This window comes from Actinomadura sp. RB99, from assembly GCF_014706005.1.
GTDB lineage: Bacteria > Actinomycetota > Actinomycetes > Streptosporangiales > Streptosporangiaceae > Spirillospora.
Genome location: NZ_JABMCA010000132.1, coordinates 1 through 13063 on the forward strand (window position 1 = coordinate 1; position 13063 = coordinate 13063).

Genomic DNA, 13063 nt, shown 5'->3' on the forward strand with positions numbered 1-13063 from the left:
GCGCAGCGGCGGGCGACAGCGCGGCGGGCGGCGCAGCGGCGGGCGGCGGCGCGCCGGAGGGGCTGAGCAGGGCGGACGCGCTGCGCCTCGCCGGCCTCGACGAGGAGGTCGTCGAGGCGGTGAGCCGGCGGTGAGCCTCCGGTGAGCGCGCCCCGGCACGCTCACCGGCATGAAGAACGTCCTGATCTCCGGCGCCTCGATCGCCGGCCCCGCGCTCGCCCACTGGCTCGCCCGCTACGGCTTCGCCACCACGATCGTCGAGAACACCGCCGGCTTCCGCGACGGCGGCTACGCCGTCGACTTCCGCGGCGACGCGCACCTGACCGTCCTGCGCCGCATGGGCCTCCTCACCGACGTCGAGCGCGCGAAGACCGGCATGGGCGCCATGGCGTACGTGAACAAGGCCGGCAAGCCCGTGGCGACGATGGCGGCCGACCTGTTCGCCGGGGACGTCGAGATCCTCCGCGGCGACCTCGCCCGCATCCTCCTCGACGCCACCCGCGGCACCACCGAGTACGTCTTCGGCGACTCCATCGCGTCCCTCGACGAGGACGCCGACGGCGTGACCGTCTCCTTCGAGCGGTCCGCGCCGCGCCGGTTCGACCTGGTCATCGGCGCGGACGGGCTGCACTCCAACGTCCGCCGCCTCGCGTTCGGGCCGGAGGAGCGGTACGTCCGCGAACTCGGCGTGCACTGCGCGATCTTCAGCGTCCCCAACCACCTCGGCCTCCGGTACACGGGGCACGTCTACCGGACCGGCGGGCAGCTCGCGTCCGTCTACAGCGCCCGCGACAACACCGAGGCCAGGGCAGCGTTCTACTTCGCGTCGCCGGAGACGGGCGTCGACCGCCGGGACGTGGCGGGGCAGCAGCGGATCCTCACCGAGCGGTTCGCCGGCACCGGCTGGGAGTGCGACCGGCTGCTCGCCGAGATGCGGCACGCCCCCGACTTCTACTTCGACGCGGTCGGGCAGGTCCGCATGGACGGGTGGGCGCGCGGGCGGGTCGCGCTCCTCGGCGACGCCGCCTACTGCCCGTCGTCCCTGTCCGGCATGGGCACCGGCCTCGCCATGGTCGGCGCCTACGTGCTCGCGGGCGAGCTGGCCGCCGCGCGCGGCGACCACCGCGTCGCCTTCGCGCGCTACGAGGACGTCATGCGCGACTACGCGGCGGGCTGCCAGAAGATGGGCGACGGCGTCGCCAAGCTGATGATGCCCTCGAACCGGGCCGTGATCGGGTTGCTGAACCGGTACTACAAGCTGCTGCCGTACCTGCCGGGCAAGAACATGGCCGCCAAGATCGCCCGGAGGACCGCCGAGGCGATCGACCTGCCCGACTACGCCGGGGTCCCTACGCGGCCGATGCCGTGAGGCGCCGGAGCGTGATCTTCAGCTTGGGCCTGCCGTCGTCGGCCCCGGTCGCGCCGCCGTCCGTGCCGGCCTTCGCCACCTTGTCGATGACGTCCATCCCGGACGTGACGTGCCCGAACACCGTGTAGTCGGCGGGGATGTCCGCCTCGCCGTACACGATGAAGAACTGGCTCCCGTTGGTGTTCGCGCCCGCGTTCGCCATGGCGACCGTCCCGCGCGCGTACTTGGCGCCGGACGTGTTCTCGTTGGCGAACGCGTAGCCCGGACCGCCCGACCCGGTCCCGGACGGGTCGCCGCACTGGAGCACCTTGAGGGCCGCCGACGTCGTGAGCCGGTGGCAGGACGTCCCGTCGTAGAACTTCTTCCCCGCCAGGTACATGAAGGAGTTCACGGTGCAGGGCGCCTTGGCGCCGTCGAGGTCCATCTTCACGGTGCCGAGGTTCGTCGCCAGCTCGGCGTGGACGGTCGCGGGAGGCTTCGCGGTGGCCGGAGGCGTCCCGACGTCCTTCACGTCGCCGCCGGACGACGGCGTGTAACGGCAGTCGCCGCCGATGGCGGCGGTCCCGCCCGAGGGGGTCGTCCGGCTCGCCGACGGGTGGTCGCCGTCGCCGCCGTGGTCCTTGAGCAGCACGGCGGCGGTGGCCGTCCCCGCCGCGAGCAGCGCCACGGCCGCGACCGCGCCCGCGATGACCAGCGCCCTGCCGCCCTTCCGCGGCCCCGGCCCGGAGGGGACGGTCCGACCCGGCGGAAGGAACGGCGGCCCCGGCGGCGGGCCCGGAGCCGTCCCCATACCGGGCGGCATGGGCGGCGGCCCGTCGGGCGGCGCGAAGGCGGGCGGCGCAGAGGCGGGCGGCGCGGGCGCGGGCGGCGGGAGCGCCGCGGCGGTCAGCGTCGCCGCCGCCGACGACCCCTCCTCCAGCAGGTGCGCCTCGCTCCCGTCCTCGCCGAGCAGCCGGACCAGCACCTGCAGCGCCGTCGGGCGCCGCGCCGGGTCCTTCTCCAGGCACGCCGCGACCATCGCGCCGACCTCGCCGCCGAGCACGCCCAGCGCAGGCGGCGCGTACAGCACCCGATGCATGATCGCCGGGACGGTGTCGGTGCCGAACGGCGGCGCCCCGTTCGCCGCGTAGGCCATGGTGCAGCCCCACGCCCACATGTCCAGCGGCGGCCCGCCCGGCGCCCCCGACACCTGCTCGGGCGCCATGTACGCGGGCGTGCCGACCGCGCCCGTCATCGTCGCGGACGTGGCCTCCAGCGGCCGCGCGATGCCGAAGTCGATGACCTTCGGGCCGTCCGGGCCGAGCAGCACGTTCGCGGGCTTGAAGTCGCGGTGCACGACGCCCGCCTCGTGGATCGCCGCCAGCGCCGTCGCGGTGCCGATGGCGAGGCGCCGCAGTTCGGCCTCCGGCAGCGGCCCGCGCCCGCCGACCAGCTCCCGCAGCGACGGCCCCTCGATGTACTCGCTGACGATGTGGGGCGCGTCGCCGCCGGACCCGTCCGCCGGGACGCTCGCGGAGAGCACCCGCGCCGTGCAGAACGGCGCGACCCGCCGCGCCGCCGACAGCTCCCGCTCGAACAGCGTCCGGGCCCGCTCGTCGCCGTCGACCGAGGCGCGCAGCACCTTCACCGCGACGCGCTCGCCGGTCTCGGACTCGCCCAGGTAGACCGTCCCCTGGGCGCCCTCGCCGATCAGTCCGGTCAGCCGGTACCCGCCGGCTTCGCGCGGGTCGTTCGGACGCAGCGGGCGTGGTTCCGCCATGCGCGGACCTCCAAGGCAACGGGGGAGCTGGAAAGCCTACCGATGCCGCACGGAATCCCTCCGCCGAGGCGGTCACATCGGCGCCGCGCCGTCCGTCAGTGCTGTGAACGACCCGATCGGCCTGAGGAGAACGCGATGAGCAAGCTGGACATGACGTCGATGTACACCTTCCACGACGCGCTCCGCCGGGACCTGCGGCACATCGCCGACGTCACCGCGCGTCCGGACGACGACCCCCGGCGGGTGCTGGCCACCGCCGTCGGCTGGGAGCTGTTCAAGAAGGCGCTGCACGCGCACCACACCGCGGAGGACGAGGCGCTGTGGCCGGTGATGCGCGAGGCCCTCGCCGGGCGCCCGGACGGGCTGGCGCTGCTGGACGCGATGGAGGCCGAGCACGCGGCGGTGGACCCCGTGATCGAGGCGATCGACGCGGCGCTCGCCGACCGCGAGTCCGGGCCCGCGCGGCTCGGCGGGCTGACGGACACGCTGGCCACCGCGCTGGGCGGGCACCTCAAGCACGAGGAGGACGAGGCGCTGGCGCTGATCGACGCGACCCTGTCCGAGGCGCAGTGGCTGGAGTTCGGCCAGGCGAGCGGCAAGTACGTCGGGCCGGACGCGCCGCGGGTCATCCCGTGGATGCTGGACGGCGCGTCCGAGGGCGCGGCGGCGGCGATGCTGGCGCCGCTCCCCGAGCCCGTCCGCGCGACCTACGCGAACGAGTGGGTCCCCGCGTACAAGGCCCTCGACCTGTGGGGCGCCCACGCTTAGGGGAGGCCGCGGAGAACCGAGTCGATCTCGCTGAGGAGGGCGAGGGCCATCGGTCAGGGGGCGGTGCGGCGGGCGTGCTCGTCGAGTTCGAGGTCGATGAACGCGCCGATCATCGCCCGCCACACCGCCTCGGCGACCTCGGGGGACAGGCCGGCGGACGCGGCGCGCTCGCGCGCCAGGGCGACGACCTGCTCGACGCGGCCCGGCGCGCGGACGGCGCCCGCGTCGGCCTTGAACGCGGCGGCGGCCCGGACGAGCCCCTGCCGTTCGGCGAGGAGCCGGACGAGGTCGCCGTCGATGGCGTCGATGCGGGCGCGGACGTCCGAGAGCGAATCCATACCGGGATCTTGGCAGGGGCGTCCGGTGCGCGTCACTTCGGCGGGGCCGTGATGAGGTCCCGGTACCAGCCGTACGACCTCTTCGGCGTCCGCTTCTGCGTCTCGTAGTCGACGTGGACGAGCCCGAAGCGCGGGTGGTACCCCTCGGCCCACTCGAAGTTGTCGAGCAGGGACCAGGCGTAGTAGCCGCGGATGTCGATGCCGTCGTCGATCGCGGTCCGCATCGCGGCGATGTGCGCGTCGAGGAACTCGATGCGGGCCGTGTCGTCCACCGTGCCGTCGGGGGCGACCTCGTCCGGGAACGAGCAGCCGTTCTCGGTGACGTAGAGCGGCGGCAGCCCGTTCGAGTACCGCGCGCGCAGCGTCCGCAGCAGGGACAGGAACGCGTCGGGGACGATCGGCCAGCCCATCCCCGTCACGGGGTACTCGGTGATGTCCACCATGTCGAAGGGCAGCGGGCCGTCCGCGGGCGGCGCCTTGAGGCGGGTCGGCTGGTAGTAGTTCACGCCGAGGAAGTCGATCGGCGAGGCGATGACCGACATGTCCAGGTCGTGGACGTACGGCCCGAGGTCGGGGCCGCCGAGCGCGCTGAGGTCGGGGTAGGCGCCGGTCAGGACCGGGTCGGTGAACATCCGGTTCATGAAGGCGTCGAACGCGAGCGCGGCGTCCCGGTCGGCGCCGGACGCCGGATCGGCGGGCCAGGCCGGCGAGTAGTGGTTGGTCAGGCCGACGCGGCGGGCGCCGCCGCCGCGCAGCGCGGTGACGGCGAGGCCGTGGCCGAGGAGCTGGTGGTGGGCGGTCGGCAGCGCGTCCAGCATCAGCGTCCTGCCGGGCGCGTAGACGCCGAACGCGTACCCGTAGGCGGTGACGACGACCGGCTCGTTCAGCGTGATCCACATGCCGACGCGGTCGGCGAGGCGGTCGGCGGCGCGGTAGGCGTACTCGGCGAACCGGTAGGCGGTGTCGCGGTTCATCCAGCCGCCGGCGTCCTCCAGCGGCTGGGGCAGGTCCCAGTGGTAGAGGGTGACGGCGGGCTCGATGCCGGCGGCGAGCAGGGCGTCGACGAGCCGGTCGTAGAAGTCCAGGCCGCGCGGGTTGGCGGCGCCGCTGCCGGTCGGCTGGACGCGCGGCCACGCGAGGGAGAACCGGTAGGAGTTCACGCCGAGCTCCTTCATCAGCCCGACGTCCTCCGGCCACCGGTGATAGTGGTCACAGGCGACGTCACCGGTGTGCCCGTCCCGCACCCGGCCCGGGGTGTGGGCGAAGACGTCCCAGGTCGACGGCCCGCGGCCGTCCTCGTGCACGGCGCCTTCGACCTGGTAGGCGGCGGTCGCGACGCCCCAGCGGAAGCCCTCCGGAAACCCCATCCGTCCCTTTCCCCTGAACGCGAATCCCCTTCGGACTTTACGGGGCGGGGTGGTCGCGGCGGAAGGGTCCCGTGACCGCGGGGTGGGGAAGGCCGTTCCGGCCATGACCGAGCATGGCGCGTTCGGGTGACAATGGTGGCGTGACCGAGATCCGCACGCCGCTCCGCCGACGTCCCGCCCAGCGCCGCAGCGCCGAACGCGTCCAGCGGATGCTCGACGCGTGCGCGGACATCCTGGAGGAGGACGGCTACGACGGCCTGACCACCACGCGGATCGCCCAGCGCGCCGAGGTCGCGATCGGCTCGGTGTACCAGTTCTTCCCGGACAAGCGGGCGGTCGCGCAGGCGCTCGCGCTGCGCAACCTGGAGGTGTTCGGGGAGCGGATCTCGGCGCGGCTCGCCGCCGGCGCGTTCGCCGACTGGTCCGACACCGTCGGCGTGATCATCGAGATCTTCGTCGAGATGCACCGCACCGTGCCGGGGTTCCGGGTGCTGCGCTTCGGCGACGTCGCCGACGTGAACCTGCTCGACTCTGACGCCGACAACAACGCGGTGGTCGCCGACCGGCTGCGCGAGATGATCGTCGAGACGTTCGGCGTGCAGGACACCCCCGGCCTCGCCACCGCGCTGGCCATCGCGGTGGAGGCGGGCGACGCGGTGCTGAAGATGGCCTTCCGCCGCGACCCGGACGGCGACCCGCTGATCGTCGCGGAGGCGGAGCGGCTGATCCACGGGTACCTCGCGGGGCACATCCAGGAGGCCTGACCCGCACCTCTCGCCGGTCACCATTTGGTATTTCGTCCGGACATCTCCCTCAGCTCGTCGTTTGTGGCAGACTCGCGCGAAAACGCGACGGGACGAGGGTGAGTTCGCTGGACGCAGAGCGGCTCCAGGCGCAGCACCGGCTGCTGATCCGGCAGCGGGTCCGCCTGATGGTCAACCAGTACGAGGTGCACGCCGAGAACCCGGACGGCGGGGAGGGCGAACTGCTCGCGTTCGCGCAGCAGAAGCGGCTGGCGTTCAAGGAGCAGGTCACGCTCTACTCCGACGACTCCAAGACCCGCCCGATCCTCGGCTTCAAGGCGCGCAAGCGCATCGACCTGGCGTCGGCCTACGACATCACCGACGCGGACGGGCGGCCCATCGGGCTCTTCCGCAAGGACTTCAAGAAGTCGCTGATCGCCTCGACCTGGCATCTGGAGCAGCCCGGCCTCGGCGTGACGACGGGCAGCGAGCGCAACAAGTTCGTCGCGGTGCTGCGCCGGGTGTGGGGCTTCATCCCGTACGCGGAGAACCTGCCGTTCGCGTGGCCGTACCACTTCGACTTCTACGCGGGCGACCAGGTCGTCTTCTCGGTGGAGAAGAAGTTCGGCCTCCGCGACCGCTACGTGGTCGACATCAAGGACCCGCGCCTGGACCGCCGGCTCGTCGTCGCCCAGGCCGTCGCGCTCGACGCCCTCCAGTCCCGCTGACCGGCGGCCGGGCCGCCCGTCCCTCGGGACGTGGGCGGCGCGGCTACAGCCAGCCCTGCGCGCGGGCCGTGTGGACGGCCTCGATGCGGTTGCGGGCGCCGACCTTGTTGATGGCGGACGACAGGTAGTTGCGGACGGTCCCCTCCGACAGGTGCAGCCGGCCCGCGATGTCGGCGACCGTGGACCCGTCCGCGCCCGCCTCCAGCACGTCGCGCTCGCGCGGCGACAGCGGGTTCGGGCCCGCGCTGAGCGCGGCGGCGGCGAGCGCCGGGTCGATGACGCGCTCGCCCGCGACGACCCGGCGGATCGCGGCGGCCAGCTCCTGCGCCGGGCCGTCCTTCACCAGGAACGCCGACGCGCCGGCCTCCATCGCGCGGCGCAGGTAGCCGGGCCGGCCGAACGTCGTCAGGATCATGATCTTGCAGTCGGGCACGGCGGCGCGGATCTCCGGCGCGGCGGCGAGGCCGTCCCGGTCCGGCATCTCGATGTCCAGCAGCGCGACGTCCGGCCGGGTCCGGGCCGCCACCGCGACGGCCTCCGCGCCGCCGGACGCCTCGCCGACGACCTCCAGGTCGGCTTCCAGCCCGAGCAGCGCGGCCAGGGCGCCGCGCACCATCCGCTGGTCCTCGGCGAGCATCACGCGGATCACGTGGCGGACTCTACCGCCGCCCTCTCCGCGCCGGCCCGGCCGAGCGGGACGCGCACCGCCAGCCGGAAGCCGCCGCCGTCGCGCCGGCCCGCCGCCACGGTCCCGCCCGCGTCCGCGACCCGCTCCGCGAGGCCCTCCAGGCCGTGGCCCGGCGCGTGCCCCTCGCCGGGCCGCCCGCACCCGTCGTCGACGATCTCCAGGGTGGCGGCGCCGTCCGCCCGGCCGACGGTGATCGTGACGCGGCGGGCGCGGGCGTGCCGCACGACGTTGGTGACGCCCTCGCGGACGGCCCAGCCGAACAGCCCGTCGACCTGGTCGGGCAGCGGCGTCCCGGACGTCCGCACCTCGGCCTCGATCTCGGCGGCCGCCAGCACCGCGCGGGCGCCGTCCAGCTCCCCGGTGAGGTCGCGGCGCCGGTAGCCGGAGATCGCGGCGCGGACGTCGGCGAGGGACTGGCGCGCCACCGACTCGATGTCGCGCACCTCCGCCATCGCGCGGCCGGTGTCCTGCTCGCCGAGCCGCCGCGCCAGCTCGCTCTTCAGCACGATCAGCGACAGGCTGTGCCCGAGCAGGTCGTGCAGGTCGCGGGCGATGCGCAGCCGCTCGTCGGCGGCGGCGAGCCGGGCGACCTCGCCGCGCGCCACCCGGAGCTGCTGGACGAGCGTGCGGGCGTGCCGGAACCCGACCATCATCAGCCCGAGCGACAGCGAGGTGACGGCGATGACCGGCAGCGCGCCCACGGCGCCGTCGATCAGCGCGCACTGCAGCGAGGCCAGCGCGGTCGCGCCGCCGACGCCCCAGAGCACCCGGTCCATCGGCAATGCCATCGCGAAGATCATCGACAGGTAGACCGGGGTGCCGATCCACTCGTCCCCGAACGCGAACGGCAGCACGGCGCTGACCACCGCGAACGCGGCGAGCAGCGTGCGGGTGAGCGGCCCGATCGGGTCGACCCAGCTGCGCATGCTCAGCGGCGTCGCGTAGTACAGGCCGATGAACGCGCCGAGGCCGAGGACGGCGAGGGCGAGCCTGGTGCCGCTGTAGCCGGTGACGACATGGGCGAGCGGGATCATGTAGATGAGGCCGAACGTCGACCAGAACGCGCGCCGCCGCCGGGACCGGCCGGGATCGGGCCCGTCCAGATCCTCGCTGTCGAACATCCTCAGGCTCATGACGCCTGAATCGTATGCCGATGCCCAGGTCGGAGGGTCAGTGAGCGTTGTCGTGGGTCCGGGATGACTTTTGTCATGGTCATCTTGCCCGCGCTTGGGGTCTGGCCTGCTCGCGCTTTACATGTTACGAAGGTATGTAAAGCGGTGGGCGGAGCACACCACGCGTCGCGACGGTGCGGCGCCACCCCGAGGAGGATCCCCCGTGAGTTCCTACGACCTCTACTCCACGCCCGTGCCCACGGAGACGTGGAACGTCCCCATGGCGGGCGACGCCCGGTTCACCTGGGAGTACGACGAGGGCCGCGACCGGCTGCTGAGCCTGTACCAGAAGGGCAAGGACAAGCAGTGGGACGCGACGAAGCGCATCGACTGGGACCTTGAGGTCGATCCGGTCAACGTCGCCGGGCTGCCGGAGAACTTCAACCCCCTCGTCGGCTCCGATATCTGGGACAAGATGTCACAGAAGGAGCGGGACGAGTTCGGCCGCCACCAGGGCTCCTGGCTGTTCAGCCAGTTCCTGCACGGCGAGCAGGGCGCGCTGAACGTGTCGGCGCGCATCGTCCAGTCCGTGCCCGACCTGGACTCGAAGTTCTACGCCGCCACGCAGACGATGGACGAGGCGCGGCACGTGGAGCTGTACGCGAAGTTCGTGCACGAGAAGATCGGCATGTACTACCCGATCAACCAGGACCTGGCGAAGCTGCTCGCCGAGTCGCTGGAGGACAGCCGCTGGGACCTGCCCTACCTCGGCATGCAGGTGCTCATCGAGGGCCTCGCCCTCGCCGCCTTCGGGCTGTACCGCGACATGTCGACGAACCCGCTGGTCAAGCAGCTGCTCGCGTACGTCATGCAGGACGAGGCGCGGCACGTCGCGTTCGGCCGGCTGGCGCTCAAGGACTACTACGCGGAGCTCACCGACAAGGAGCGGGCCGAGCGCGAGGAGTTCGTGGTCGAGGGCTGCTACCTGATGCGCGACCGGTTCAAGGGCCGCGAGGTGTTCGAGCAGCTGGACATGCCGGTCGACAAGTGCATGGAATACGTCGACAACTCGGATATGTACACGCTCTACCAGTCGCTGCTCTTCAGCCGTATCGTGCCGTGCGTCCGGGACGTCGGCCTTTGGGGTGACAAGGTGAAGGCCGCCTATGCCGACATGGGCGTCCTCGACAATGCCAAGGCCGACCTCGAAGCGCTGATGCGGCAGGACGAGGAGATCGCCGAGAAGGTCGACGAGGAGAAGTACGCGGCCGAGCTGGCCGCCCGCAAGACCGAGGTCGACGAGGCCATCGCGCTCGGCGCGGAGTGACGCCGGGCCGCCGGAAGCCCCCCGCTCCGGAGTAACGGCGCGGTGAAACGCGGGGACGCCCACGGGCGTCCCCGCGTCGCATTTCCGTAGATCTTCCCCGCCCGCCCCCGATCGATTTTCGAATTCGGCATACGCGGCATCCGGGCTGTACTAACGTGCCCGCTCGACGGTGCGCCGGAGAACGCACGCCACGGGCGCACGCACACCGCGCAGAGTCGATCCGAGAATGTCGGGGGAAATACGTATGAACCGATCCGCCAGAAATCTGCTGGGCCTGTCCGCGGCCGCCCCGCTGGCCGCGGCGCTGGTCCTGTCCGCCGCGCCGGCGAACGCCGCGCAGGGCCCGGTCGCCGACCTCGTCTACGGGACGGTCGGCCAGGTCGGCCCGGCGCTGCCGCCGGTGGCGCTGCCCGCCCCCGTCTCCGACACCGCGAGCCGCACCCTGGAGTCGGCGGCCGGCACCGCGGACGGCGCGGTCGCCTCCGCGGCCCGTCCCGGGCGGAGCGCCGGCCTGGGCAAGGGCCTGCCCGTGTCCCGCACCGCCTCCGCGGCGGGCTCCGCCGCCCGCGCCTGCCGGGTCGACCCGATGAAGACGGTCGACGGCACCCGGGTCACGCGGCTGCTGCCGCACCAGACGATGGCGCTGACGCCCGGCCGCGACGGCGCGCCGATCTCCGCCCCGCGCAGCGGGAGCTGCGTCGGCGCGGCGAACCGCACCGCCTCCGGGTCCGGGCCGGCGTCCGGGCTGCCGGCTCCGGTCGGGGAGGCCGCCAAGGTGCCCGGACGGGTCGTCGGGCGCGTCACGTCCGTCCCGAAGCGGGTCGTGCACAGCAAGGTGGGGAAGGCGCTGCCGACCGGCCGCTCCGCCGCGTCGGGCGGTTCCGGCGGGCCGCTGGGCGACGCGGTGGCCCTCGGGCTGCCGGGCGACGCCTCCTCGCTGCGCTCCGCCGCGCCGATCTCGATGGTGCTCCCGGACGGGGCGGGGCTGCGGCGTGCCAGGCCGGCGCCGCAGAGCCTCACCGGCGAGGCCGGCGACAGCGTGAAGACGATGCAGTCGCAGGTCGGCAGCGTCGTCAACGTGCTGAAGACGCGCGAGCGGCCGTCCGACACCCACTGACGAAAACACCTCGGAACGGGGCGTTCCGGAGATGCCAAGTGCATCCCGGAACGCCCCGTTTTGCTGCCTAACGAACGCTTGTTATATGTCCGAGATCACACCTTCCATGGCGAGTAAATTGGATCTTGAAATGCGCTCACCCAGCGAAGTCGATCGGCTTCGCAGGGCAAAAAGAGAGGTGACAAACCCCACATTGTTCGGGCCTGCGCTTGATTCACTCCGGACGCAACGTACGGTCAAGGACTTGTGCGGCGCTTTCGAGATCAAAAGTGAAGATGCAACGCAGCCGCACCTGCCGGACGCCGAAGCCGCGATGACGCGGCCGCGCTCAGCGAGAGCGCGCAGACGGGCCTTGGAGCCCATGGGCGGTGCGGGTCTCGGGGGACGAGGAGGTCGCCCCGGCGCGCCGCGAGAACGGCGCTGAGAAACGCCGGGCGTCCGGGGTCCTGTCCCCTACCGAAGGATTCTTCGTGGGCAACCCTGACGAACGACATCGTCTTCACGCGCGCCTTCGCGCCCGCCTTCAGCGGCCGCGCCTGCGCACCCTAATGATCGTTTCCGGCGTCGCCGCCGCCGTTCTCGCGGTGGGCGCGTTCGCCGTCGCCAACGGCCGCAAGGCCCCGGCCGACTCGGCCCAGGCCGCGCAGACCGCACCGGGCGCGACCGTCCCGAAGGCGGACCCGCCGAGGCCGGAGCCGTCCCGGGCCAGCCGCGGCGGGCCGCGCGACCCCAACCCGAAGCACACCGGGAAGAAGGCCGAGCCCAAGAAGAAGGCGCGGTCGGAGGCCGTCGCCGAGCACAAGACCAGGCCGCAGAAGAAGGCGAAGGTCCTGCAGTCCGGCTCGTGCGAGGCGTCCTTCTACGGCGAGGGGCAGATGACCGCGAGCGGTGAGCCCTTCAACCCGAGCGCCCTCACCGCGGCGCACAAGACGCTGCCGATGGGCTCCAAGGTCCGCGTGACCAACAAGAACAACGGCCGGTCGGTCATCGTCCGCATCAACGACCGGGGCCCGTACGCGGGCGGCCGCTGCCTGGACCTGTCCACCGCGGCGATGAAGAAGGTCGGCGGCACCGGATCGGGCGTCATCCCGGTCCGCTACGAGGTCCTCTCGAAGGGCTGAGCTCCACCACGCGCAACCCGCCTCGCGGGCGCTCGATGCTGCCCGCGAGGCGGACGACGGCCGTCTGAACGCGTCGGCGGGTCCGCCCGCTGGGGCGTCCGCCCGTCAGCGCGTGACGGGCGCCGGGGCCGGATAGGGCGCGGTGTCGGTGCCCGGCGCCGCCGCGGGCGCCGCGTCCTGCTCCTGCCCCGAGTCCCACTGCTCGGCCTGCGCCGCCTCCGGCCGGACGTCCGCGAGGCGCTCCCGGAACCAGTCGGTGAGCAGGCCGTCGACGCGGACGGCGTCGGTGATCGGCGGGCGCGGCTCGGTGCCGGGCTCGGCGGCGAGCGCGTGCCCCATCCGGAACGCGGCATGCTCCACCGCGCCCGCGCCGCGCCGCTGCAGCACGTCCCGGAACGCGGTGACCTCGCCGGCCGGGACGACCCGGTCGCGGGCGCCGCCGACCAGCAGCAGCGGCACGTCCCGCGCGGCGATGTCGCCGGCGAGCGCGCCGAGGTCGAGGCGGTCGGCGAGCTCCTGCGCGGTCTCGCTCCACGTCCGCTCGCGCGCGGCGCGCCGCTCCACCGCCCGCGCCGCCCGCGCCGGGGCGACGACGGGCGCGACGGCGGCGGCCGCGCTCACCAGAT

The 13063-nt window shown here is 73.3% G+C and carries 12 protein-coding genes and 1 pseudogene; 7 read left to right on the forward strand and 6 right to left on the reverse strand.

The window, feature by feature from the left end; translation table 11 throughout:
- The first annotated feature begins 169 nt into the window (after positions 1 to 169).
- On the forward strand, positions 170 to 1369 hold the full coding sequence (locus tag amrb99_RS48075; protein ID WP_190868802.1) for an FAD-dependent monooxygenase: 1200 nt from the start codon (positions 170 to 172) through the stop codon (positions 1367 to 1369).
- On the opposite strand, the gene amrb99_RS48080 is transcribed toward amrb99_RS48075, so the two are convergent.
- Entirely contained in the window at positions 1350 to 3128 is a 1779-nt protein-coding gene (locus amrb99_RS48080) for a peptidylprolyl isomerase (protein ID WP_190868803.1), read from the reverse strand. The two genes, amrb99_RS48075 and amrb99_RS48080, sit on opposite strands and share 20 nt — an antisense overlap.
- 135 nt (positions 3129 to 3263) lie before the next feature.
- On the opposite strand from amrb99_RS48080, the gene amrb99_RS48085 reads away from it, so the two are divergent.
- A complete protein-coding gene (locus amrb99_RS48085) occupies positions 3264 to 3896 on the forward strand; it encodes a hemerythrin domain-containing protein (RefSeq protein ID WP_190868804.1) in 633 nt (210 codons plus the stop codon).
- 53 nt (positions 3897 to 3949) lie between these two features.
- Here the strand turns inward: amrb99_RS48085 and amrb99_RS48090 are convergent, their stop codons facing one another.
- Together amrb99_RS48090 and amrb99_RS48095 are read right to left on the reverse strand one after the other, a co-directional pair.
- Positions 3950 to 4234, reverse strand: a complete 285-nt coding sequence (locus amrb99_RS48090) for a chorismate mutase (protein WP_190868805.1) — start codon at positions 4232 to 4234, stop codon at positions 3950 to 3952.
- A gap of 32 nt (positions 4235 to 4266) precedes the next feature.
- On the reverse strand, positions 4267 to 5601 hold the full coding sequence (locus tag amrb99_RS48095) for a GH1 family beta-glucosidase (protein WP_190868806.1): 1335 nt from the start codon (positions 5599 to 5601) through the stop codon (positions 4267 to 4269).
- A gap of 140 nt (positions 5602 to 5741) precedes the next feature.
- Between amrb99_RS48095 and amrb99_RS48100 the strand changes: the two genes are divergently transcribed.
- Positions 5742 to 6365, forward strand: a complete 624-nt coding sequence (locus amrb99_RS48100; protein WP_347257182.1) for a TetR/AcrR family transcriptional regulator — start codon at positions 5742 to 5744, stop codon at positions 6363 to 6365.
- 98 nt (positions 6366 to 6463) lie between these two features.
- Entirely contained in the window at positions 6464 to 7072 is a 609-nt protein-coding gene (locus amrb99_RS48105; protein WP_347257183.1) for a hypothetical protein, read from the forward strand.
- A gap of 43 nt (positions 7073 to 7115) precedes the next feature.
- Here amrb99_RS48105 and amrb99_RS48110 read toward each other — a convergent pair whose 3' ends face one another.
- Complete coding sequence (locus amrb99_RS48110; protein WP_347257184.1) at positions 7116 to 7721, reverse strand: response regulator transcription factor; 606 nt, start codon at positions 7719 to 7721, stop codon at positions 7116 to 7118.
- Positions 7718 to 8893, reverse strand: a complete 1176-nt coding sequence (locus amrb99_RS48115) for a sensor histidine kinase (RefSeq protein WP_190868808.1) — start codon at positions 8891 to 8893, stop codon at positions 7718 to 7720. Before amrb99_RS48115 ends, amrb99_RS48110 begins: the two co-directional genes overlap by 4 nt.
- Positions 8894 to 9095: 202 nt before the next feature.
- On the opposite strand from amrb99_RS48115, the gene amrb99_RS48120 reads away from it, so the two are divergent.
- The 3 genes from amrb99_RS48120 (at position 9096) to amrb99_RS52905 (ending at position 12437) form a co-directional block, all read left to right on the forward strand.
- Positions 9096 to 10199, forward strand: a complete 1104-nt coding sequence (locus tag amrb99_RS48120) for a diiron oxygenase (RefSeq protein WP_190868809.1) — start codon at positions 9096 to 9098, stop codon at positions 10197 to 10199.
- Positions 10200 to 10443: 244 nt separating this feature from the next.
- Positions 10444 to 11316, forward strand: coding sequence for a hypothetical protein (locus tag amrb99_RS48125; RefSeq protein WP_190868810.1), 873 nt, complete (start codon positions 10444 to 10446; stop codon positions 11314 to 11316).
- A 548-nt stretch (positions 11317 to 11864) separates the two neighbouring features.
- Positions 11865 to 12437, forward strand: a complete 573-nt coding sequence (locus amrb99_RS52905) for a septal ring lytic transglycosylase RlpA family protein (protein ID WP_190868811.1) — start codon at positions 11865 to 11867, stop codon at positions 12435 to 12437.
- A gap of 105 nt (positions 12438 to 12542) precedes the next feature.
- On the opposite strand, the pseudogene amrb99_RS48135 reads toward amrb99_RS52905, so the two are convergent.
- Positions 12543 to 13063 (reverse strand): annotated as a pseudogene (locus amrb99_RS48135) (hypothetical protein); the annotation flags it as partial.

What these genes read in the sequence shown, in the direction of transcription:
- amrb99_RS48075 (WP_190868802.1), top strand. Translation starts at nt 170, where the DNA reads ATGAAGAACGTCCTGATCTCCGGCGCCTCGATCGCCGGCCCCGCGCTC.
- amrb99_RS48080 (WP_190868803.1), bottom strand. Translation starts at nt 3,128, where the DNA reads ATGGCGGAACCACGCCCGCTGCGTCCGAACGACCCGCGCGAAGCCGGC.
- amrb99_RS48085 (WP_190868804.1), top strand. Translation starts at nt 3,264, where the DNA reads ATGAGCAAGCTGGACATGACGTCGATGTACACCTTCCACGACGCGCTC.
- amrb99_RS48090 (WP_190868805.1), bottom strand. Translation starts at nt 4,234, where the DNA reads ATGGATTCGCTCTCGGACGTCCGCGCCCGCATCGACGCCATCGACGGC.
- amrb99_RS48095 (WP_190868806.1), bottom strand. Translation starts at nt 5,601, where the DNA reads ATGGGGTTTCCGGAGGGCTTCCGCTGGGGCGTCGCGACCGCCGCCTAC.
- amrb99_RS48115 (WP_190868808.1), bottom strand. Translation starts at nt 8,893, where the DNA reads ATGAGCCTGAGGATGTTCGACAGCGAGGATCTGGACGGGCCCGATCCC.
- amrb99_RS48125 (WP_190868810.1), top strand. Translation starts at nt 10,444, where the DNA reads ATGAACCGATCCGCCAGAAATCTGCTGGGCCTGTCCGCGGCCGCCCCG.
- amrb99_RS52905 (WP_190868811.1), top strand. Translation starts at nt 11,865, where the DNA reads ATGATCGTTTCCGGCGTCGCCGCCGCCGTTCTCGCGGTGGGCGCGTTC.